This is a genomic window from Halosimplex salinum, from assembly GCF_003730195.1.
Classification (GTDB): domain Archaea; phylum Halobacteriota; class Halobacteria; order Halobacteriales; family Haloarculaceae; genus Halosimplex; species Halosimplex salinum.
In genome coordinates this window covers 17807-36941 of the sequence record NZ_QWGG01000003.1, presented here as the reverse complement: position 1 = coordinate 36941, position 19135 = coordinate 17807, and the positions used below count along the sequence as shown (strand labels likewise).

At 70.6% G+C, this 19135-nt stretch carries 26 protein-coding genes; 11 read left to right on the top strand and 15 right to left on the bottom strand.

All coding sequences use genetic code 11. From position 1 onward, the window contains the following. Window positions 1-120: 120 nt before the first annotated feature. The 3 genes from glmM to D1409_RS08490 form a co-directional block, all read right to left on the bottom strand. Window positions 121-1431: a phosphoglucosamine mutase gene (glmM, locus tag D1409_RS08495; RefSeq protein ID WP_123536079.1), complete on the bottom strand. Its 1311-nt coding sequence runs from the start codon at window positions 1429-1431 to the stop codon at window positions 121-123. A gap of 156 nt (window positions 1432-1587) precedes the next feature. After that, window positions 1588-1716 (bottom strand): hypothetical protein, encoded by a 129-nt coding sequence (locus tag D1409_RS25555; RefSeq protein ID WP_268895816.1) that lies wholly within the window; start codon window positions 1714-1716, stop codon window positions 1588-1590. Window positions 1717-1998: 282 nt separating this feature from the next. Continuing rightward, entirely contained in the window at window positions 1999-2181 is a 183-nt protein-coding gene (locus D1409_RS08490) for an eL24 family ribosomal protein (RefSeq protein WP_123536077.1), read from the bottom strand. 149 nt (window positions 2182-2330) lie between these two features. On the opposite strand from D1409_RS08490, the gene rpiA reads away from it, so the two are divergent. Beyond that, window positions 2331-3011, top strand: coding sequence for a ribose-5-phosphate isomerase RpiA (rpiA, locus tag D1409_RS08485; RefSeq protein WP_123536075.1), 681 nt, complete (start codon window positions 2331-2333; stop codon window positions 3009-3011). 36 nt (window positions 3012-3047) lie between these two features. Here the strand turns inward: rpiA and D1409_RS08480 are convergent, their stop codons facing one another. After that, window positions 3048-3215, bottom strand: a complete 168-nt coding sequence (locus D1409_RS08480) for a DUF1931 domain-containing protein (protein WP_123536073.1) — start codon at window positions 3213-3215, stop codon at window positions 3048-3050. Between the two features lie 277 nt (window positions 3216-3492). Between D1409_RS08480 and larB the strand changes: the two genes are divergently transcribed. From larB to D1409_RS08465, 4 genes are all read left to right on the top strand, one after another. Continuing rightward, window positions 3493-4263 (top strand): nickel pincer cofactor biosynthesis protein LarB, encoded by a 771-nt coding sequence (larB, locus tag D1409_RS08475; protein WP_123536071.1) that lies wholly within the window; start codon window positions 3493-3495, stop codon window positions 4261-4263. 124 nt (window positions 4264-4387) lie between these two features. Continuing rightward, the gene (locus D1409_RS24410; RefSeq protein WP_164471613.1) at window positions 4388-4537 is read left to right on the top strand and encodes a DUF7563 family protein; all 150 of its coding nucleotides are present in this window, start codon (window positions 4388-4390) and stop codon (window positions 4535-4537) included. Between the two features lie 15 nt (window positions 4538-4552). After that, a complete protein-coding gene (locus D1409_RS08470; protein WP_206425015.1) occupies window positions 4553-4876 on the top strand; it encodes a GIY-YIG nuclease family protein in 324 nt (107 codons plus the stop codon). 84 nt (window positions 4877-4960) lie between these two features. After that, window positions 4961-6391 carry a phosphoglucomutase/phosphomannomutase family protein gene (locus tag D1409_RS08465; RefSeq protein ID WP_123536069.1) on the top strand — a complete coding sequence of 477 codons (1431 nt, stop codon included), beginning with the start codon at window positions 4961-4963 and terminating at the stop codon, window positions 6389-6391. A 28-nt stretch (window positions 6392-6419) separates the two neighbouring features. Here D1409_RS08465 and D1409_RS08460 read toward each other — a convergent pair whose 3' ends face one another. The 4 genes from D1409_RS08460 to samp2 all read right to left on the bottom strand — a co-directional run bounded on the left by D1409_RS08460 (window position 6420) and on the right by samp2 (window position 8221). Further along, window positions 6420-6914: a peroxiredoxin family protein gene (locus tag D1409_RS08460; RefSeq protein WP_123536066.1), complete on the bottom strand. Its 495-nt coding sequence runs from the start codon at window positions 6912-6914 to the stop codon at window positions 6420-6422. 69 nt (window positions 6915-6983) lie between these two features. Further along, window positions 6984-7421, bottom strand: coding sequence for a GNAT family N-acetyltransferase (locus D1409_RS08455; protein ID WP_235853531.1), 438 nt, complete (start codon window positions 7419-7421; stop codon window positions 6984-6986). Between the two features lie 13 nt (window positions 7422-7434). Further along, window positions 7435-7929, bottom strand: coding sequence for a redoxin domain-containing protein (locus tag D1409_RS08450; RefSeq protein WP_123536064.1), 495 nt, complete (start codon window positions 7927-7929; stop codon window positions 7435-7437). 91 nt (window positions 7930-8020) lie between these two features. Next, complete coding sequence (gene samp2, locus D1409_RS08445) at window positions 8021-8221, bottom strand: ubiquitin-like small modifier protein SAMP2 (RefSeq protein WP_123536062.1); 201 nt, start codon at window positions 8219-8221, stop codon at window positions 8021-8023. 131 nt (window positions 8222-8352) lie between these two features. Between samp2 and D1409_RS08440 the strand changes: the two genes are divergently transcribed. After that, window positions 8353-9336 carry a replication factor C small subunit gene (locus D1409_RS08440; protein WP_123536060.1) on the top strand — a complete coding sequence of 328 codons (984 nt, stop codon included), beginning with the start codon at window positions 8353-8355 and terminating at the stop codon, window positions 9334-9336. Between the two features lie 39 nt (window positions 9337-9375). Here the strand turns inward: D1409_RS08440 and D1409_RS08435 are convergent, their stop codons facing one another. Next, on the bottom strand, window positions 9376-9573 hold the full coding sequence (locus D1409_RS08435) for a heavy-metal-associated domain-containing protein (RefSeq protein ID WP_123536059.1): 198 nt from the start codon (window positions 9571-9573) through the stop codon (window positions 9376-9378). A 132-nt stretch (window positions 9574-9705) separates the two neighbouring features. Here D1409_RS08435 and D1409_RS08430 point away from each other — a divergent pair, with 132 nt between their 5' ends. The 4 genes from D1409_RS08430 to D1409_RS08420 all read left to right on the top strand — a co-directional run bounded on the left by D1409_RS08430 (window position 9706) and on the right by D1409_RS08420 (window position 12399). Further along, window positions 9706-10749: a hypothetical protein gene (locus tag D1409_RS08430; RefSeq protein WP_123536057.1), complete on the top strand. Its 1044-nt coding sequence runs from the start codon at window positions 9706-9708 to the stop codon at window positions 10747-10749. A gap of 82 nt (window positions 10750-10831) precedes the next feature. Next, the gene (locus tag D1409_RS08425; protein ID WP_123536055.1) at window positions 10832-11500 is read left to right on the top strand and encodes a potassium channel family protein; all 669 of its coding nucleotides are present in this window, start codon (window positions 10832-10834) and stop codon (window positions 11498-11500) included. A 264-nt stretch (window positions 11501-11764) separates the two neighbouring features. Beyond that, complete coding sequence (locus D1409_RS24405) at window positions 11765-11932, top strand: hypothetical protein (RefSeq protein ID WP_164471609.1); 168 nt, start codon at window positions 11765-11767, stop codon at window positions 11930-11932. Beyond that, on the top strand, window positions 11929-12399 hold the full coding sequence (locus D1409_RS08420; RefSeq protein WP_123536053.1) for a DUF7384 family protein: 471 nt from the start codon (window positions 11929-11931) through the stop codon (window positions 12397-12399). Before D1409_RS24405 ends, D1409_RS08420 begins: the two co-directional genes overlap by 4 nt. A gap of 70 nt (window positions 12400-12469) precedes the next feature. Here D1409_RS08420 and D1409_RS08415 read toward each other — a convergent pair whose 3' ends face one another. The 5 genes from D1409_RS08415 to D1409_RS08395 form a co-directional block, all read right to left on the bottom strand. After that, window positions 12470-13195, bottom strand: coding sequence for a non-canonical purine NTP pyrophosphatase (locus tag D1409_RS08415; protein ID WP_123536050.1), 726 nt, complete (start codon window positions 13193-13195; stop codon window positions 12470-12472). A 165-nt stretch (window positions 13196-13360) separates the two neighbouring features. After that, on the bottom strand, window positions 13361-13639 hold the full coding sequence (locus D1409_RS08410) for a DUF5808 domain-containing protein (RefSeq protein WP_123536048.1): 279 nt from the start codon (window positions 13637-13639) through the stop codon (window positions 13361-13363). 91 nt (window positions 13640-13730) lie between these two features. Further along, window positions 13731-15200 carry an outer membrane protein assembly factor BamB family protein gene (locus D1409_RS08405; RefSeq protein WP_123536046.1) on the bottom strand — a complete coding sequence of 490 codons (1470 nt, stop codon included), beginning with the start codon at window positions 15198-15200 and terminating at the stop codon, window positions 13731-13733. A 39-nt stretch (window positions 15201-15239) separates the two neighbouring features. Then, complete coding sequence (locus D1409_RS08400; protein ID WP_123536044.1) at window positions 15240-15695, bottom strand: universal stress protein; 456 nt, start codon at window positions 15693-15695, stop codon at window positions 15240-15242. 107 nt (window positions 15696-15802) lie between these two features. Further along, window positions 15803-17491: a bifunctional N(6)-L-threonylcarbamoyladenine synthase/serine/threonine protein kinase gene (locus D1409_RS08395; RefSeq protein WP_123536043.1), complete on the bottom strand. Its 1689-nt coding sequence runs from the start codon at window positions 17489-17491 to the stop codon at window positions 15803-15805. A gap of 167 nt (window positions 17492-17658) precedes the next feature. On the opposite strand from D1409_RS08395, the gene D1409_RS08390 reads away from it, so the two are divergent. Then, window positions 17659-18159: a cupin domain-containing protein gene (locus D1409_RS08390; RefSeq protein ID WP_123536041.1), complete on the top strand. Its 501-nt coding sequence runs from the start codon at window positions 17659-17661 to the stop codon at window positions 18157-18159. A gap of 100 nt (window positions 18160-18259) precedes the next feature. On the opposite strand, the gene D1409_RS08385 is transcribed toward D1409_RS08390, so the two are convergent. Next, on the bottom strand, window positions 18260-19018 hold the full coding sequence (locus D1409_RS08385) for a glucose 1-dehydrogenase (protein ID WP_123536039.1): 759 nt from the start codon (window positions 19016-19018) through the stop codon (window positions 18260-18262). Window positions 19019-19135 lie beyond the last annotated feature (117 nt).

Here is a 19135-nt window from a genome sequence, read left to right as displayed (position 1 = left end):
GTATCGTCGCGAAATTTTCGGGGGGAGACGGCCTGGCGGGATCCGGGGGGGATGCCCGAGACGCCGCCGGGACGGTTCTCCTGTTCGGTCACCTGGTAGCGCCGGCGACGTGCCGTCCCGTTATCCGTCGACTTCAGCGACCAGCAGGTCCCGCGCCTCGTCGAACACGCTCTCGGCGCGCTCGGCGTCGCGGGCTTCGGCGGTGATGCGGACGATCGGTTGCGTGCCGCTTGCCCGCAGGAGGAACCAGGCGTCGCCCAGGTCGACGCGGACGCCGTCCAGCGTCGTCACGTCGTCGTACTCCGCGCGGACGCGTTCGCTCACCCGCTCCATCACGGCCGCCTTCTCGTCGGTCTCGACGGAGTCCCGGCGGATCGGGTAGGTGTCGACGTCGGCGAGTCGCGCGGCGAGCGGGCGCTCGGCCGCCAGCGCGGCGATCTTGCAGGCGGCGAGCGGCCCGTCGGGACAGAGCGTCTCCGCGGGCCAGATCCACGCGCCGCTCGGCTCGCCGCCGAAGGCGACGCCGGGCTCGCTCGCGCGCTCGGCGACGTACACGTCACCGACGGGGGTGCGCTCGACGGTCACGCCGGCGTCGGCGAGGTGGTCGTCGACGGCGAGGCTGGTGTCGACCGGCGCGGCGACGCGGTCGCCGTCGGTCGCGGTCTCGCGGGCGAGCAGGGCGAGGGTCACGTCGCCGGAGAGGTACGTGCCGTCGGCGGCGACGCACCGCATCCGGTCGGCGTCCCCGTCGTGAGCGATCCCGAGGTCGGCGTCGGTCTCCCCCACGAGCGTCGCGAGCGACTCGCAGTTCTCGGGCGTGGGCTCGCTCGGCCGACCGGGGAACGAACCATCGGGCTGGGCGTTGAGCGTCTCGACCTCGCAGCCGAGGCGCTGGAGGGCCTCGACCGTGACGCCGCCGGCGCCGTTGCCGAGGTCGACGACCACCGAGAGCGAGTCGTCGAGGTCGACCGCGTCGACGAGCGCGTCGACGTGGCGCTCGGTGCCGTCACGAGGCTCCCGGTCGCCCAGCCCGTCCCACGGCTGGAGGTCCGCCTCGTCGTCGCGGACCCGGGCGCTGATACGCTCGCGTAGCTCGGCGTCGTAGGCCTGTCCAGAGGGCTGCCAGAGCTTGATGCCGTTGTCGGGGGCGGGGTTGTGCGAGGCGGTGATCGCGACGCCGGCGTCGGCGTCCTCCCACCCGACGCTCCGCGCGACGGTCGGCGTGGCCGCCAGCCCGAGGTCGACGACGTCGACGCCGGACTCCCGGAGGCCGGCGGTCAGCGCGTCGGCGAGGAGGTGCCCGCTCTCGCGGGCGTCGCGGCCGACGACGACGCGGTCGGCGTCGACGCCGACGGCGCGGCCGACCGACAGCGCGAGCTCGGCAGTCACGTCTTCGCCGACCGGTCCCCGGACGCCGCTGGTTCCGAACATACCTTTGAGTCGGGGGAGGGGACCAAAAAACTCGGCCGTCGACGGTGACGCTCGAACCCCCAGTGGGGTCGACCGCCGGGGAAAAGCGAGTGCCTGACAGCGGTCGTCGATTCGCCGCGTACCGCGGGTGTCGATTCGATCGGGCCGGGCGGCCGGTCAGTCGGCGCCGTGTCGCGGGGCGTACCCGCAGTCCTCGCACTCCCACGCCTGGTGCTCGAACGCGATCTCGCCGTCGCAGTCGGGACACCGATACGCCCCGACGCCGGTGTACTGCTGTGTTGCCATTATCGGACTACACATTTTCGCCCGGTTTAAGCGTTCCTATTATTCTGACTTGATAATATAAGGACGTACGTCCGTCCGCGTGAGTCCGTTATTCACACGGTTGGTAGGAATTCACGCGGATGTGAAACTCGGTAGAGAGTAAACAGTCGTGTGAATCCAGATGTAATAGGACGTATAATCGGCGGGGAACGCGCACCCACATCGGGCGTGATCGAACGTTCGTCGCAACCACCGTAATCGAACGTTCGTCGCAACAACTCGTCGGGTCGGACTCGTCGGTGGTCAACAGCCCTCCGCGTCGGGCGACCACTCGCAGGCGTCGCCGACGACGAGGCCTTCCCGCTCTACGTGTTCCGTCAGGCACGCGTAGTTGCAGAACTGCCCGACCGGGCCGTCGCGGTCTTCGAGGTACAGCGGGTCGTGGGCCGTCACGTCCGCCCCGCAGTACGTGCAGTCGTCTCCCATGTTCGTCGTTCCCCGCCGGAGCTACTTCAGGGTACGTCGCGGGTGCGTCGCGAGGGGACGACCGTACCGGCTCGGGGGTGGAGTGGCGGGGCCGGGGTCCGACGGCGGGTCCCAGTAGCGTTTTGCCGGGGGGCGGTCATGGCTGGGGTATGAACCAGAGCGAGCGCGAGGCGGCCAAGCGCCGCGCGGGCGAGAGTGCGGCGGACGTCGTCGAGGACGGGACGGTCGTCGGACTGGGGAGCGGGAGCACCGCGGCTCACGCCATCCGTGCGCTGGGCCGCGAGGTCGACGCCGGACTCGACGTCGAGGGCGTCCCGACCTCCTTCCAGGCACGCGAGATCGCGATCGACGAGGGGATCCCGCTGACGACGCTCGACGAGGCCGACGTGGACGTGGCGATCGACGGCGCCGACCAGTTCGCCGACGCGGACCTCGTGAAAGGCGGCGGTGGCGCACACGCGCGCGAGAAGATCGTCGACGCCGCCGCCGACCGACTGCTCGTCGTCGCGGACCCGACCAAAGAGGTGGACGTACTCGACCACCCGGTCCCGCTCGAGGTGCTCCCGGACGCCAGGGCGACCGTCGCCGACGCCGTCCGCCGCCTCGGCGGCCAGCCGGAACTCCGCCGGGCGGACCGCAAGAGCGGCCCCGTCGTCTCGGACAACGGGAACCTCGTGCTCGACTGCGATTTCGGTGCGATGCCGGACCCGTCCGGGCTGGCGGCGGACCTGTCGGCACTCCCGGGCGTCGTGGAGCACGGGCTGTTCGTCGGCTTCGCCGACGAGGTTCACGTCGGAACGGAGACTGACGTCACTGTGTTCGAGCCGTGACGCCATTCCCCCGAAAAAGTCTGAAGGTCGTCGACCTTACAGGTCGCGCGGCTGGACCGTCTTCCGGTCGTTCGCTTCGGCTCGGCGCTGTGCGCGGTCGAGCAGTTCTTCGACTTCCCCGTCGAGGGCGTCGTAAAAGTCGCGAGAGACGTTCATGTCTTCGAGCGCTTCCTTGACCGAGTTCTTGACAATGAGGTCTGCCATACAAGACGGTTGAACAAATGGATGGTTTATAAACTTTCCCAATTATACGCAGTCTCGCCGGCTTTGATGGGGGTCTAAGCGCCGCTCCGGCCAACACGGCGCTTGCGAACGACGTGGGTTTAAGTATTTTTTGGCAGGATTCGTGCTAGAACGGCTCGAAAACGGGGCCAGCGGGCGGCAGGGACCGCTCGCGCGCGCTGCGGGAGGTCCGAACGCGCCCCGGCCCGGAGCCGGTCGGGAGGGGGACGGTCAAGTGGGTCGAACACGGAGCGGGGGTATGCGCGAACTACTCGAAGCGGTCGCGGCGGGGGAACTCTCCCCCGCGGCGGCGGAAGCTGAACTCGCGGGCTACGCGACCGGGGAGGCCGGTCGGTTCGACGCCGCGCGGACCACCCGGAGCGGCGTCCCCGAGGCGGTGCTGGCGACCGGCAAGACCCCGGCGGAGGTCGCCGCGCTGGCGTCGACGTCGGTCGAGACCACTGGTCGAGCGATCGTGACGCGTGCCGACGAGGCGGTCGCCGAGGCCGTCCGCGACGTGCTCTCGACGGAGCACCCCGAGACGACCGTCGACGCCGACGACCGGTCGGGCGTCGTCGTGGCGACGACGCCCGAGTTCGAACGGCCCTCCCTCGATGCCAGCGTCGGCGTCGTGACGGCGGGTACCTCCGACGCGATTCCGGCGGGGGAGGCGGCGGCCATCGCCCGGGAGATGGGCGCGACCGTCGAGCGCGTCGACGACGTGGGCGTGGCCTCGCTCGCGCGCGTGGTGGATTCGCTCGAGACCCTCCGCGAGCAGGACGTGCTCGTCGTCGCCGCCGGTCGAGAGGGAGCGCTCCCGACCGTCCTCGCCGGGCTCGTCGACGTGCCGATCGTCGGTCTCCCGGTGTCGACGGGCTACGGCCACGCGGGCGAGGGCGAGGCGGCCCTCTCGGGGATGCTCCAGTCCTGTACCGCGCTGTCGGTCGTCAACGTCGACGCCGGCTTCACCGCCGGTGCACAGGCCGGGCTGATCGCCCGTCGGATCGACGACGCGAGGGCCGAACGGTGACCGCTAGACGCCCGCGCTGGCGCTCCTGTCCCGGTTACACGGGTGACACCAAACAGCGTTGGTACACTCGTTATATCCGGGGCATTCGAAGGGGCTGGTACCGGTTGACAGCCGGACCAAACGAATGCCAACCTGTGACCACTGCAGCGCGCACGTCTCCGACCAGTTCGCTCGCGTCTTCGCCGACGAGACCGGGCAGGTTCACGCCTGTCCCAGCTGCTCGGCGAACGCGGGCATCGCCGAAGTCGCGAGAGAGCGCGCTCCCGAAGCGTAGTCCCCGTACAGCCCGATGACCGACCTGCGGACCCAGGACCCCGACTACTTCGTGTACGTCCTGCGGTGTGGCGACGGCACGTTCTACACCGGCTACACCACGGACGTCGAGCGCCGCGTCCGCGAACACGACGCCGGCGACGGCGCCAAGTACACCCGCGGGCGCACGCCCGTGGAACTCGTCCACGTCGAGGGGTTCGACTCGCAGTCGGCAGCGATGTCCCGCGAGTACGCGATCAAACAGCGCTCGCGGCCGGAGAAAGAACGGCTCCTCGCCGACGGCGGCGTGCCCGCGTCGCTCGAACTCCCCGCGTCGCTCCTGGCCGACGACGTGCGGTGAGCGACGGGCCGCCTCGCCCCGCGAAAAACCGTGGTAGCACACCACGCACACACCTTTTTCCGCTCGGCGGCGGTGCCTTCGGACATGACAGCAGACGCCGACGCCATCGAGTTCGGCACCGACGGCTGGCGGGCCACGCTGGACACCTTCACGACCCCGCGCGTGCGCATGGTCGGCCAGGCCGTCGCGACCTACCTGCGCGAGGAGCGAGCGGACGAGTCCACCGGCGGCGAGACGCCGACGGTCGCGGTCGGCTACGACGCTCGCGACACCTCCCCGGAGTTCGCCGAGGAACTCGCCCGCGTGTTCGCCGCCAACGGCTTCAACGTGCTCGTCCCCGAACGCGACCTGCCGACGCCGGTCGTCGCCTGGACGGTCCGCGAGCGCGGCCTCGCCGGCGGGCTGATGATCACCGCCTCGCACAACCCCCCCGAGTACAACGGCGTGAAGTTCATCCCCGCCGGCGGCGCCCCCGCCCTCCCCGAGGTGACCGACGCGCTGGCCGACCGTCTCGCCGAACCCGACCCGCTCCCCGAGGACGAGTGGGGGACCGTCGAGGAGACGGACCTCGTGAGTCCCTACACCGACCACGTCGTCGACGCCGTCGACGCCGACCTCTCCGGGGTCTCTGTCGTCTACGACGCGATGCACGGGAGCGGCCGCGGCGTGACCGACGCCATCCTCGAAGGCGCCGGCGCCGACGTGGAGCGGCGCCGCTGTGACCGCGACCCCGAGTTCGGCGGCGAGTCACCCGAACCCTCCGGCGAACGCCTCGGACCGCTCGCAGACCGCGTCGCCGAGACCGACGCCGACCTCGGTGTCGCGAACGACGGCGACGCCGACCGGGTGGCCGTCGTCACGTCCGGGCGGGGCGTCCTCGACCCGAACCTCTTCTTCGCCGCGACCTACGACGCGCTGCTCGACGGCGAGTTCTGGTCGGCCGACGAAGTGACCAGCGACGACGTGGTTCGGACGGTCTCGACGAGCAGTATCGTCGACCGCGTCGCCGAGGCCCACGGGGCGGCCGTCCACGAGACGGCGGTCGGGTTCAAGTGGGTCGCCGAGGCGATGGGCGAGCACGACGCGCTGGTGGGCGGCGAGGAGAGCGGCGGGTTCGGCCTGACCGCGCACGTCAGGAACAAGGACGGCGTCGCCGTCGCGCTCCTCGCAGCGGCCATCGCGGCCGACACCGGCTACGACGAGCGCGTCGCCGCCCTGCTCGACCGCCACGGCGACATCGTACAGGACCGCGTCAGCGTCGACTGCCCGGACGACCGCAAGGACGCCGTCCTCGCGGATCTGGAGGACGCGCTACCCGACGAACTCGCCGGGTCGGCCGTCGAGTCCGTCTCCACCGTCGACGGGTTCAAAGTGTTCCTCGCCGACGGCACCTGGCTCCTGATGCGGCCCAGCGGCACGGAGCCGAAACTCCGCGTCTACGCCGAAGCGGGCTCGCAGGAGCGGGCGGACGAACTGCTCGACGCCGGGCGCGGGCTGGTCGAGCCGCTCGTCTAGGCCGAGTCGGCAGTTCTCGCGGTCCCGGTCAGCCGCGGAGCGCGTCGAGTTTCGCGCACACCTCGTCCGCGTCGGGTCGGTCCCGCGGCGAGTCGCCCCTGTGCGCCCAGGCGAACCGCGGCTCGTCGCCGCGCACGTCGAGGACGAACATCGCGGGGAGGCGGCCGAGGAAGTCGTTCGCGGTCCCGAGCCCGGCGAGCTGTCTCGGCTGGTCGTAGGCGTCACAGACCGTCCCGTCCGGGTCGGTGAGCAGCGGGAACGGCGGGTCGTACCTGTCGACCCACTGGCGGGCGCGCTCGGCGGGTTCGGGGAGGACCGCCGCGACGGCCGCGTTCCGCGCCCGGAAATCCTCGTCCCGGTCGGTCAGCGTCCGCACCTGCTTGCGACACCAGTCGCAGTGGAAGTCCCGGAGGAAGACGAGGACGACGAAGTCGGCGTCCCCGAGCGCCGCGAGCGAACACGGGTCCGGCCCCGATCCGGCGTTCGCGAGCAGGAACTCCGGGGCAGCGAGCGGATGACTCATCGACCGCTGGTTTCGTCTCGAAGGTCATGAACGCTCGCTCTCGGTCCAGCGAACTGGCGGCGCCCGCTGTCACCGCTCCTCGCAGTCTATGGAGCCGCGGAACCGCTCCTCGCCGTCGACGGCCCGCACGGTGAACCCCAGGTTCTCGTAGAACGGTCGCACGCCCGCGTCGAACTCGGCGACGAGTCGGTCGTATCGCTCGCCGGCCGCCCGGACGAGCGCTCGCCCGATCCCCTGTCCGCGCCGCCCTCGTCGGACGGCGACGGCGTCGATCTCGGCGGTGCCGTCGGAGCGCTCCGCTCCGGCGGCATCCACGAGGACCAGTGCGCCGAGGATCGTGGCTGGCTCGCCGTCGGCATCGCTCCGAACCGCGACGAACGCGTCGCCGCGGTCGATGCTCGCGCGGACGCGGTCGGCGTCCGTCGCGAGCGCGCCGGCGTCGAGCACGCCGAGAATCCCCGTCAGGTCCTCGCCCGTCGCCGGGCGAACGGTCACGTCGTGGGGCATCGCTCTCGCCCAGTCACTCCGCGACCCCGTCGAGCGCGTCGAGGACGGTCGTCATCGAGGGGTGGTCCCACGTCGACTTGCCGCGGTAGGTCCAGGCGACTTCCGGGTCGGGCCCGCGCGCGTCGACGATGGCAACCGCGGGGAGGCGGCCGAATATCGGGAGTTCTTCGAGGAACGTGAGTCGCGCGGGCTGGCCGTAGTCGCCGCCGGCGGTCGCGTCGGGGTCGACGAGGAGTGGGTGGGGCAACTCGAAGCGCTCCTGCCACTCCTCGACGCGCTCGCGGGCCGCCGGGAGGACGGAGACGGCGACGGCGTCGCGGGCTCGGAGAGCCGAGAACCGCTCGCCCGCGCGTTTGGCCTGCGAGCGACACTCCGGGCAGTCGTCGTCGTGGTGGAAGAAGAGGACGACGAACGACTCCCTGTCGGCGAGCGTCGCCAGCGAACACGGGTCCGGCCCCGGCCCGACGTTGGGTAACTCGAACTCCGGCGCGGGCTGTGAGCCACTCATCGCCTCTGGATTGCGGGCCACACGTCAAAAACGTGGTCGTACCGGGCGACTCGCTGGCGCGGACTCACGGGACCGCGCGGGACGGACCGACTCATCCGCCCTTCACCAGCCGCAGCACTTCCACTTCTTCGGTCTCGACGGGGGCGTCCTCGGGGACGGGGCGGCCGTCGACGAGCACCGACACCTCGTGGGTGCTGTACGGAAGCGGGTCGAGCAGGTCGGCGTAGGTGGCCCCCTCCTCGACCTCGACTTCGCGTGTGTCCTCACCGGCGACGGCGACCGTGACGCGCATACCCGGAGATCGGGACGGGCGGGCTTGAGCGTGTCGTCACGGGACGTTCGGCGGTGGCCCCACGCCGCGTCCGGGGCGCGAGTCGGTCGCCACTCGGTAGGTTTACGGACGGCCGTCGCCTCCGTCCGGGCATGAGCGAGGCCGACACGGAGTCCGGGTCGCGGGCGGGTCGGGAGGAAGTCTGGATCGAGAAGTACCGTCCCCAGCGACTCGACGAGATCGTCGGACAGGAGGACATCGTCGAGCGCCTCCAGAGCTACGTCGACCGCGACGACCTGTCGCACATGCTGTTCAGCGGCCCGGCCGGTATCGGGAAGACCACTTCGGCCACGGCCATCGCGCGAGAGCTCTACGGCGACGACTGGGGGGAGAACTTCCTCGAACTCAACGCCTCCGACGAGCGCGGGATCGACGTGGTGCGCGACCGCATCAAGAGCTTCGCGCGCACCTCCTTCGGCGGGTACAACTACCGCATCATCTTCCTCGACGAGGCCGACGCGCTGACGAGCGACGCGCAGTCGGCGCTCCGCCGGACGATGGAGCAGTTCTCGAACAACGTCCGCTTCATCCTCTCGTGTAACTACTCCAGCCAGATCATCGACCCGATCCAGTCGCGGTGTGCCGTCTTCCGCTTCTCGCCGCTCTCGGACGAGGCGGTCGCCGAGGAGATGCGCCACATCGCGAGCGAGGAGGGGATCGAACTCACCGAGGAGGGCATCGACGCGCTCGTCTACGCCGCCGACGGCGACATGCGCAAGGCGATCAACGCCCTGCAGGCCGCCTCGGTGACCGGCGACGTGGTCGACGAGGAGGCCGTCTACGCGCTCACCTCGACCGCCCGTCCCGAGGAGATACGGGAGATGGTGGTCGAGGCGCTGGACGGCGACTTCACCGCCGCGCGCTCGACGCTCGACCGGTTGCTGACCGAGGAGGGCATCGCCGGCGGCGACGTGATCGACCAGCTCCACCGCTCGGTGTGGGAGTTCGACCTGGAGGAAGAGGCCGCGGTCCGCCTGCTCGACCGCATCGGCGAGACCGAGTACCGGATCACCGCCGGCGCGAACGAGCGGATCCAGCTAGAGGCGCTGCTCGCCTCCATCGCGCTGAACGACTGACCAGTACGGTTCCGTTTTCCCGCAGTCGTCCCGCGGGCGTCAGGCCGACGCCTCGTAGCCGGCGTCCTCGACCGCCTGCACCAGCGCCGCCTCGTCGGCGTCGCCCTCGACGGTCGCCGTCTCGGACTCGCGGTCGGCCGTCGCGTCCTCGACACCCGAGACGCCTTCGAGCGCGTCCTCGACGGACTGTTCACAGCCCTCGCAACTCATCCCGGTGACGGTGATCTGTCGGCTCACACGTGACCGATAGGCCCCGTCGTTCTTGTGTGCAACGGACGCGGCGACCTGCCCGAACCGCTCCCGAGAAGGGGCTCACGGGAACCTGTGAACGAACCGTCGTTTTATCACTCGGTCGGTCTAACGGTAGCTATGCGCCGCCCGGTCCGCACGGTCCTCCTCCCGGCCGTCCTGACAGTCCTCGCCGTCGCGTCGCTGTTCTTCCCGTCGATCGCGTTGACAGACGGGTCGATCCCCGCGTGGCTCCCGAGCCTCGGGCCGCCAGCCGTCACGACCACGGCCTACCGTGAGACGGCGCTCGCGCTCGGACGCGTCGCCGTCCTCGCTGGTGCCTTCGCACTGGGATATCGGGAGGCGAGCCACCACGACGTCGGTCGGACGTACCTGCGGTACGTCGGCGTCGTCTACGCCGCCGGTGCGACGGCGTTGCTCCTGACGGTCGTGGGGGTCGTCGTCGCGAGCGGGTCGGCCGGTTCGAGTCCGTTCCTGTCCGTGCTCGTAGTGGCGGCGCTGCTGGTCGCGGTCCCCGGCGTCCTCACCGTCAGTGCACTCGCCGGCGTCGCGCTCGCGTCGGCCCGCGGGGGCGACCAGCGAACCCCTTCGACGCGGGAACTGCTCCCGTTCGCACTCGCCGCCAGCGTCGTCACCGGGGTCGGGTACGCGCTGGACTCAGCGGGTGACCTCGCCATGGCCGCTGGCGACAGCGTCGGCGTTCCGACGTGGCTTCCGCAGTTCGGGACCATCGGTTCGACCGTGACGACGTACTTCCAGGCCGGCCAACTCGCGGGCGACCTGGCGCTCGTCGGCGGCGGGCTCGCGCTGGGGGCGCTGGCGGTCCGCTGGACCGGGGTGGCGGCGGCGTCTCGCCGGTTCGTCGCCGCGATAGCGACCGGCGCTCTGGGCGGACTGCTAGTCGCCTGGGTAGCGGTGACGTGGTATCTCGCGAGCGCCAACGCCGGCCCGGACGCGCCGACGTTTGCGTCTATCGCGGCCGCGCTTCCGAACACGGTGGTCTCGACCGTCGTCGTCGTGACGCTCGCGACCATCGCTGGCGTGGGCGTCGCTCGGTTCGAGGCCGACGGGCCCGACGCCGGGGGGAGCGCCGATAGCGACGACCGCGACGTCGAGGCCGTCACGGAGACGCCGGTCAGCGAGGGGTCGATCCGGGACCACTGAGCGCGGGTGCGAGCGCGTGCGGCGGACGGCGGGAGACGCCAGCCGGGAGTACAGTTTTGAGGACGGACGCTCTACGGACTGTATGAAGTTCGTCATCGTCGGATTCGGACGTGTCGGGATGCGCACGGCCCGGATCCTCCAGAGCGAGGGTCACGACCTCGTGATCGTCGACAACGACCCGAAGAAGGTCGAGCGCGCCGAGTCCGAGGGGTTCACCGTCGTCGAGGGGGACGGCAGCGAGGAGTCGGTCCTGGAGAAAGCGGGCATCAGGGACGCGGACGCGGTCGGCGCACTGACCGGCGACCTGAACACCAACTTCTCGGCGTGCATGCTCGGGAAGCACTACGGACTCCGGACGGCGCTCCGCATCGACGAGGACTACCGCCAGGAGATCTACGAGAAGTACGCCGAGGACGTCGACGATATCATCTACCCGGAGCGACTGGGCGCCGCCGGCGCCAAGACCGCGCTCCTGGGCGGTGACTTCAACGTGCTCGCCGACCTCACCGAGGAGCTGTCGGTCGCGACGGTCACCATCCCGGGGGGGTCGCCGCTCGTCGGCCGCCGGGTCGTCGAGGTCGACCTGCAGGGCGAGGCGCACATCTACGCGCACGGGCGGATCGACGAACCGATGGAGATCCCGCTCCCGCAGACGCAGATCGAGGCCGGGGACAACGTGGCGCTGATGGCCGCGCCCGCAGACCTCCCCGAGATCCGCGCGTTCCTCCGCGGCGAGGAAGCCGCCGCCTGACCGGGCGTTCAAACCGTCTCGAAAACGCGGTCGCACCGGTGAGCGCGACCGCGGGGCGTCTTGGAATCGGGGCGCGCGGTGGGGAGGATGGGAAACGAGGCCGTCGCTGCGCGCCCACGCGACGGTGGGCGACCTGTTTATTTAAAAACCCGTCAGACGAGCGGCACACGCCGCCGCGGTCCTGCGGTTTTCGCGAATCGCCACCGATGGACAGCGTCGCGTCGACCCGCATCTTTTACCCACGTTAGCGCCGTCAGTTCGGACATGTCCTGGGGCGACCTGTTCGACCGGGCGGCCGAGTACGACGTGACGCTCGACGACGTTCAGACGGCCGTGTCGCGGCGGCGCTCGGGCGACGGCGGCGACGGAGACGGAGCGACGAGCGGCGACGCTGGTGACGACGAGGCCGACGACGGAGGCGCGGAGTCGTGACGGACGCGAGTCCAGCGCGGGTGGTCGCCGACGCGGACGTGCTCGCCGCGGACCTGCTCGTCGGCGGGGCCGCTCGCGACGCGCTCGACCACGTCCGCGCTCATTCGTGGGTGACGCTCGTCGCCAGCGAGCCCCTCCTCGACGACGCCGAGGCGGTGGTCGCCGAACTCGCGGACGACGACCTCGCCGCGGACTGGCGCGAGCGCGTCGAGGCGCTTCGAGACCCCGTCGACCACCCCGACGGCGACCACCCCGCGCTCGCCTCGGCGCTCCACGGCGGCGCGATGCACGTCCTGACCTTCGAGGAGGGACTCCAGTCCGCGGCGGCGGGCGCCGCGATCCGCGGGCGCGTCGAGACCAGCGTCAAACAGCCGCGGGCGTTCGCGACGCTGTTCGACCCGGAATCGCTGTACGGGGCCGTCGAGGACGGCGAGTACCCGGGCCCCGACCGCGACCCGCGGGCGTAGCGGGCGAGCGGGTTCGGGGCGGGAGGCAGGCGACGGCCGGCGCGGGAGCGAGGCGACGGCCGGTGCGGCGCTACTCGACGGTGTCGCGCTCGGCGAGCCAGTCGGCGAACTTCGCGAGCGCGCGACCGCGGTGGGAGACGGCGTTTTTCTCCTCGGAGTCCATCTCCGCGAAGGTCCGGTCGTCGTACTCGAAGATCGGGTCGTAGCCGAAGCCGCCGTCGCCTCGCGGCTCGACGATCTCCCCGGGAACGACGCCGTAGAAGAGTTTGACCGGCAGCGTCTCCTCCTCCTCACCGGAACGGACCTGTTCGTCGGTCGTCGCGGCCGCGCGGTCGTCGGCCGAGAGGTCCTGTCCGCGCCGCTCTCGGGTCGCTTCGCTCCCCGCTCGCTCGTTCGGAGACCGCTCCTCGTCGCGGTCGTCGCGGTCGACTGGTTCGGGTGTGGCCTCGAACTCCTCGCCGTCGCAGTAGGCGACGACACCGCGGAAACTTGCGGCGCGGTCCTCCTCGTCGCTCGTGAGTCGCCAGACCCGCTCGACGCCGACGGTGTCGTGGACGTACGAGGAGTAGGGGCCGGGGAACCCGTCGAAGGCGTCGATGAACAGCCCCGCGTCGTCGACGAACACCGGTCCGTCGGCGTACTCGTACGCCGCTCGCGCCTTGTGAGCGGCGATGGCGCCGAGGTCGGCGCTCTGGATCTCCGGCGTGTCGAAATCGAGCTGTTCGACCGGCTCCGCGAGGTACTCCCGGGCCTCGCGCACCTTCCCGGGGTTGGTCGTGACGAACCGGATGGTCATGTGCGAGGACTGCGCTCGATTCGTCATAGGTGCGTTGGTTTCGGGGACCGGCGTTCGAAGGGTCGGGTCGGACGCGATCCGTGGACGGCGGATCCTGTGCCGTTCGATCGCCCGAGAGCGGCCGCTACTCACGGAGCGGACCGAGAGAATCCGGGTGTCACGCCGTCAGTCTTCGACGACGACTTCGACGGGCTCCTCGTCCTCGGCGTCGAAGTCGGCTTTCCCGGCGCTCTGGCTCTGTTGCCACCAGAGGGCGCCGGCGACGGCGAGGACGACCCACGAGCGCCAGCTGGCGAGGTTGAGCGTGTAGCCGACGCCGAAGGGCTTCTCGACGAGCATCCCCTCGCCGGGCTGCCAGTACGTCGAGAGCATGCGCTTGAGGCTCGGCTGTTCGAAGTTGTACGGAATGCCGAAAAGCGAACCCGAAGTGGGCTTGTCGACCATGTGCCACGATACGGTCGGCCCCGTTAAGTCGTTTTCCACCGGAGCCCGTCGGCCCGGCACCGGGCTCGACCTGGCCGCGGACGCGGACCTGTCACTCGCCGGTCGCGTCGTCGCCGGCGTCCGCGGCGCTGCCGTCGCCGCCGGCGCGGTAGCGGTGCCACGCCCCGAGTCCGAGGCCGCCGAGCGCGCCGAGCACGCCGAAGCCGGGGCCGTCGTCGCTGGTCGTGCCGTCAGTGCCGCCGGACGGCGCTTCGGAGCTGGGAGCGTCCGTGCTCCCCGGCGGGGTCGCGCTCACGGACTCGCCGCCGGTGGGCTCGCCGACGGCGTAGAACCGGCTGTCGCTGCTACCGAAGAAGACTGCGCCGGCCGTGACCGCCGGCGAGGAGAGGATGGCTTCGCCCGTCTCGACGCTGAACAGTTCCTCGCCGGTCGCCCGGTCGATCGCGTAGAGGTGGCTGTCGCCGTTGCCGATGTAGAGGGCGTCGCGCGTGACCGCCGGTGAGGAGAAGAACTGGCCGTCGGCCACGAACCGCCACTCGACGTCGCCGTTCTCGACGTTCATCGCTAGGAGGACGCTGTCGAACCCCCCGACGTAGACGGTCCCGTCGGCGACGACCGGGGAGGCGAGGATCGGAGCGTCGAACTCGCGGCCCCACTCGAGTTCGGCGGTGCCGACGTCGACCGCGTAGAACACCCGCGCGTAGTCGCCGAAGTAGAGGACGTCGTCCGAAACCGTCGGGCTGCAGGCGATCTCGCCGCGCGCGGGATAGCTCTGGACCTGTTCGCCCGTCGCGGTGTCGAGGGCGACGACGCTCCCGGTGTGGTCGTCGTTCCACAGGCCGACGTAGAGGGTGTCGTCGACCACGGCCGCGCTGGAGTCGACGCGGTCGGCGACCGACTGCTGCCACACCGCTTCGCCCGCGGTGTCGACGGCGTACATCGTCCCGTTCTGGCTGCCGACGTAGAGCGTCCCGTCGTGGTACTTCGGGGAGGCGAAGATCTTCCCGTCGGCCTCGAACGCCCACTCGCGCTCGCCGGTGTCGGCGTCGACGGCGTGGAGTCGCTCGTCGTGGCTCCCGACGTAGACGGTGCCGTCGACGACCGCCGGCGAGGACATCACCTCTTCCCGTTCCACCGTTTCGTAGGTCCACTCCGTCTCGCCGCTGACGGTGTCGAAGGCGTAGAGCGTCCCCGCGTTGCTCCCGACGTACGCGGTGCCGTCGACGACGGCCGGCGAGGAGACGACGTTGTCCGACGCGTCGTCGGGTAGCTGGTCGGACGGCGTCTCGCCCTCGGCCGGGGTGACGGTCGGCTGTCCGGGCTCGCCGGTGTCGAACTGCCAGGCCACCGAGCCCTCGCTGGGACCCGTCGTCTCGGTGTAGCCCCCGTTGACGGCGTCGGCCTGGAACTGGGGCCAGCTGGTCGCGGAGACGGTCCCCTGCTGGCGGCCGGTCGCGGCGGTTCCCGTGCCGGTCGTCGCGCCGAGCGTCGCGAGGGCGAGCGCGCCCGCGCCGGTGCGACGGAGGACTGCTCGCCGGCGCCAGGTCTGCTGGTCGTCCATGTGTCCGGGACAGGAAGGTCGGGCGGAGTAAGTCTTCCGTTAGCCGAGGAGGCTCGTGACCGGCCCGTCGAAGTTGAGGATGATCGCCTGCACCCGGTCGCCGAAGACGGCCTTCCCCGTCGGCGAGCGCTTCTCGCCCGTGATGAACACGTGGTCCACGTCGCGGTTGTTCGTGACCTCGAGGATGCGGTCGGACTCGCTCTCGCCCTCGCCGATGCGCGCGCCGACGACGTTCCAGTCGACGTCGACGTCCTCGAAGACGTCCTTGGCCGCCTCGCGCGCCTGTTTCTTGGCCGCGTCGATGACGACGCTGTCGTCGTAGCTCGTGTGCTCCTCCTGGGCGACGACGTCCAGGGCCTCTCGGGCCTCTCTGAACTCGTCGGCCGTCATCAGCGAGAGGACCGTCAGCGTCGCGTCGACGCCGCCCGCGAGCTCCCCCGCCTCTTTCAGTAGCTCCGTGTTCTCGTCGTCGTAGACGACCAGTGGTCGATCCATACCCCTATGTTCGCCGACTCGCATTTAAAACTGACTGGTAGCGGATACCACGACCGGTGGCGAACGCGCCGAGACCGGGAGTCCGGGGTGAGACGGCATCGAACGGCCTACTGGTACCGGCCCCGCCCCTCTATCGCCCGGAGTCGGTCGAGGACGGTATCCGCTCGCTCGCTCGTCCGCCGGTAGGCCGCCTCGGCGGCGGCCTGCAGACGGTCGGCGTCGTCGGCCGTGCCCGCGAGGCTCTGGGCGAAGACGTGGAGGTCCATCGCGTGGTCCTCCTCGTGGCCCGTGTGGTACCCCAGGCCGAAGTCGATGAGGAAGACGCGGTCACCGCCGGCGGCCCCGTCGCCCGGCGCGACACGCACGTTCCTGGTCGTCGGGTCGCCGTGGACGAACCCGGCGTCGTGGATCCGCGCGAGGTGGCGTCCGACGGCGCGCACCCGTTCGGTGGTCAGACCGTCGTCGAGGTCGCACTCACCCACTCGCTGGAACGTGATCGCCGACGACTCGGTGTCGACGTCCCACACGAGCGGCGTCGGGACGCCCTGCCGGCGCGCCTCGCTCGTGAGTCTGGCCTCGATACGAGTCCGCTCGGTCCGCAGTCGCTCGTCGAGCGCCGGGTGGCGGTAGGACCGCGGGTTCCGTCGCTTGACGACGCGGTCGTCCTCGAACGTGACCGTCGCCTCGGCACCCTGCTGTTCGGCGGTCTCGCCGGCGGGTCCGCTGGCCGTCGTCCGAACGACCTCCGGTTCGCCGGACCGCCAGGTCACGGCCACCTCGTCCGGTCGGAAGTCGGCGTCGATGGCCGAGTCTTCGATAGCAAGCGTGTCGCCCGCGGCGGCCATCTTCGCCCCGAGGACGGCGATCATCCCGGCGTTGTCGCGCAGGAAGCGGTCCTCGGGGACGTGCAGGCTGGCGCCGCGCTGCTCGCACATCTCCCGGAGCATCCCCTGGAGACGCTCGTTCTGCCCGACGCCGCCGCCGAGGACGAGTTCGTCCCGCCCCGTCAGCGACAGCGCCCGTTCGCTCACCTCGGTCAGCATCGCGAAGACGGTCTCTTCGAGGCCGCGACAGACGTCCTCGGCGGGCGTTCCGTCGTCATATTCCTGCTTCGCGGCGCTCATGATCCCCGAGAAGGAGAAGTCCATCCCCTTGACGACGTAGGGGAGGTCGACGTACTCTCCTTCCTTCGCGTGGGCCTCGACCTTCGGGCCGCCGGGGTGGGACCAGCCGACGTGACGGGTGAACTTGTCGAGCGCGTTGCCGACGCCGGTGTCCATGGTCTCGCCGAGCACGCGATAGCGGCCGTTGCGGTACGCGAGGACGTGCGCGTTCGCGCCGCTGGCGTTCAGACAGACGGGGGCGTCGAAGCCGGACTGGTGACGACCGATCTCGAGGTGGGCGACCATGTGGTTGACGCCCACGAGCGGCACGTCGAAGCGCTGTGCGACCGCTCGCGCGGCGGTCCCGACGATTCGCAGGCAGGGCCCGAGTCCTGGCCCGCGGGAGAAGGCGACGGCGTCGATGGGGGCGGCGTCCGGGTCGTCGCCCGCGGCGGCCGCGCGCTCGCCGGCCTCGTCCAGCATCGTCTCGACGACCGACGGGACGGCCTCGCTCATGTGTTCGGCCGCCTCGCGGGGGTGGATCCCGCCGCTCTCGGGCTGGTAGGGGTCGCTCTCGATGGCGACCTCGTCGGTGTCGACCTCGTAGACGGCGGCGCTGGCCGCCCAGGCGGTCCCCTCGATACCGAGGACTCGCCGCACGTCTGTTTCGTCGCCGCTCTGAGTTCCCGCCATCCGTTCGTCTGTGTCCCCGTCGGCGACCCGCAGAAAAGACGACTTCGATCCCGGAACGCCGCCGGTCCACGTGCGATCTCGGGCCGACGTGAGGCGGTGGCGGACGCGTGCTACCTCGTCCCACGCCACCCCCGCGCCTTTGTTTCTCGAGTAACACGTCGCTGGTGATGAGCGAGACAGACGACGCGGACCGCTACGCGGTCGAAGCGGGACTGGACGGGAACCTCGGTGCTGCGCTACGCGTCGCGCCGGCGGACAGCGAGAGCGGCGTCGCGGTGGTCGAGCACACGCTCCCGCCCGAGACGCTGGCCGCACCGCTGCACCGCCACGAGAACGAGGACGAGATCTCCTACATCCTCGAGGGCCGGATGGGTATTCAGGCGGACGACTCGGTGCGGACGGTCACGGCGGGCGAGTTCGCCGTGAAAGAGCGGGAGCGCTGGCACACGTTCTGGAACCCCGACACCGAGCCGTTGCGGTTTCTCGAGATCGTCGCCCCCGGCGAGTTCGCGAGTTACTTCGAGGAGATGGCGGCGCTCGTGCCCGAGGACGGCGACCTCGACGCCGAGGTCCGGCGCGAAATCGCCGAACTGAACGAGACGTACGACCTCGCGGTGAAACCCGACAGCGTCCCCGACCTCCGGGAGCGCCACGGACTCGACGGGTAGCGGGACAGTCGGTCGGAACGCGTCGTAGGCGGACCCCTCCGACAGCCGAACGGGTATCGACCCCAGCGGGGTCGGCCGGCGGAGCGCCGCTGCGCGCGGACTACTGACTCGTGTACCCTCCGTCGATCGTCATCGCCTCGCCGGTGACGAACGAGGCTTCCTCCGAGCAGAGCCAGACGGCGGCGTCGCCGATCTCCTCGGGCTCGCCGATCCGACCGATCGGCGTCGCGGCGGCGGTCTGCTCCATCATCTCGGGGTCCTCCTCCTGGGAGCGCTGGACCATCGGCGTGTCGATGACGCCGGGACACACCGCGTTGACGCGGACGCCCTCGCCGCTGTACTCCAGCGCCGCGGTCTTCGTCAGACCGATCACGCCGAACTTGCTCGCGACGTACGGGCTGATATCCGGGAAGCCGAGTCGCCCGGCGATCGACGAGGTGTTGACGACCGCGCCGCCGCCGTCTTCGAGCATGACTGGGATCTCCGCGCGCATCCCGAGGAACACGCCCTTCAGGTTGATGTCGATCACCCGCTCGAAGTTGTCGACCGGCTGGTCGCTCGTCGCCTCGCGCTCCCCCTCGATACCGGCGTTGTTGAACGCGAAGTCGAGTCCGCCGTAGGTGTCGACCGCCACGTCGACCATCGCGCCCGCGTCGGCGGGGTCGCTCACGTCCGTCTCGACGAACGTCGCCTCCCCGCCCGCGTCCTCGATGTCGGCCACGGTCGCTTCGCCCTCGTCGACTTTCACGTCCGCGACGACGACCGACGCGCCTTCCTCGGCGAACCGTTTCGCCGCCGCCTCGCCGATACCGCCGCTCGCACCCGTCACTATCGCAGTCTTGCCGTCGAAGTCTGTCATGTTGGTCTCCCCTTCGACCTTCGAGCGCCGGCGACATGAATGTGTCAGCCGTTTCCAAGAATCTGCGAACGCGCGCACGTCACCGGCCCTCCGGTCACCCGCCGAGTCGAGTATCGG

Bases quoted from the DNA above. Each gene is read 5' to 3' on its own strand.
- glmM (WP_123536079.1), bottom strand. From the start codon at position 1,431: ATGTTCGGAACCAGCGGCGTCCGGGGACCGGTCGGCGAAGACGTGACT.
- D1409_RS25555 (WP_268895816.1), bottom strand. From the start codon at position 1,716: ATGGCAACACAGCAGTACACCGGCGTCGGGGCGTATCGGTGTCCCGAC.
- D1409_RS08490 (WP_123536077.1), bottom strand. From the start codon at position 2,181: ATGGGAGACGACTGCACGTACTGCGGGGCGGACGTGACGGCCCACGAC.
- rpiA (WP_123536075.1), top strand. From the start codon at position 2,331: ATGAACCAGAGCGAGCGCGAGGCGGCCAAGCGCCGCGCGGGCGAGAGT.
- D1409_RS08480 (WP_123536073.1), bottom strand. From the start codon at position 3,215: ATGGCAGACCTCATTGTCAAGAACTCGGTCAAGGAAGCGCTCGAAGAC.
- larB (WP_123536071.1), top strand. From the start codon at position 3,493: ATGCGCGAACTACTCGAAGCGGTCGCGGCGGGGGAACTCTCCCCCGCG.
- D1409_RS24410 (WP_164471613.1), top strand. From the start codon at position 4,388: ATGCCAACCTGTGACCACTGCAGCGCGCACGTCTCCGACCAGTTCGCT.
- D1409_RS08470 (WP_206425015.1), top strand. From the start codon at position 4,553: ATGACCGACCTGCGGACCCAGGACCCCGACTACTTCGTGTACGTCCTG.
- D1409_RS08465 (WP_123536069.1), top strand. From the start codon at position 4,961: ATGACAGCAGACGCCGACGCCATCGAGTTCGGCACCGACGGCTGGCGG.
- D1409_RS08460 (WP_123536066.1), bottom strand. From the start codon at position 6,914: ATGAGTCATCCGCTCGCTGCCCCGGAGTTCCTGCTCGCGAACGCCGGA.
- D1409_RS08455 (WP_235853531.1), bottom strand. From the start codon at position 7,421: ATGCCCCACGACGTGACCGTTCGCCCGGCGACGGGCGAGGACCTGACG.
- D1409_RS08450 (WP_123536064.1), bottom strand. From the start codon at position 7,929: ATGAGTGGCTCACAGCCCGCGCCGGAGTTCGAGTTACCCAACGTCGGG.
- samp2 (WP_123536062.1), bottom strand. From the start codon at position 8,221: ATGCGCGTCACGGTCGCCGTCGCCGGTGAGGACACACGCGAAGTCGAG.
- D1409_RS08440 (WP_123536060.1), top strand. From the start codon at position 8,353: ATGAGCGAGGCCGACACGGAGTCCGGGTCGCGGGCGGGTCGGGAGGAA.
- D1409_RS08430 (WP_123536057.1), top strand. From the start codon at position 9,706: ATGCGCCGCCCGGTCCGCACGGTCCTCCTCCCGGCCGTCCTGACAGTC.
- D1409_RS08425 (WP_123536055.1), top strand. From the start codon at position 10,832: ATGAAGTTCGTCATCGTCGGATTCGGACGTGTCGGGATGCGCACGGCC.
- D1409_RS24405 (WP_164471609.1), top strand. From the start codon at position 11,765: ATGTCCTGGGGCGACCTGTTCGACCGGGCGGCCGAGTACGACGTGACG.
- D1409_RS08415 (WP_123536050.1), bottom strand. From the start codon at position 13,195: ATGACCATCCGGTTCGTCACGACCAACCCCGGGAAGGTGCGCGAGGCC.
- D1409_RS08410 (WP_123536048.1), bottom strand. From the start codon at position 13,639: ATGGTCGACAAGCCCACTTCGGGTTCGCTTTTCGGCATTCCGTACAAC.
- D1409_RS08405 (WP_123536046.1), bottom strand. From the start codon at position 15,200: ATGGACGACCAGCAGACCTGGCGCCGGCGAGCAGTCCTCCGTCGCACC.
- D1409_RS08400 (WP_123536044.1), bottom strand. From the start codon at position 15,695: ATGGATCGACCACTGGTCGTCTACGACGACGAGAACACGGAGCTACTG.
- D1409_RS08395 (WP_123536043.1), bottom strand. From the start codon at position 17,491: ATGGCGGGAACTCAGAGCGGCGACGAAACAGACGTGCGGCGAGTCCTC.
- D1409_RS08390 (WP_123536041.1), top strand. From the start codon at position 17,659: ATGAGCGAGACAGACGACGCGGACCGCTACGCGGTCGAAGCGGGACTG.
- D1409_RS08385 (WP_123536039.1), bottom strand. From the start codon at position 19,018: ATGACAGACTTCGACGGCAAGACTGCGATAGTGACGGGTGCGAGCGGC.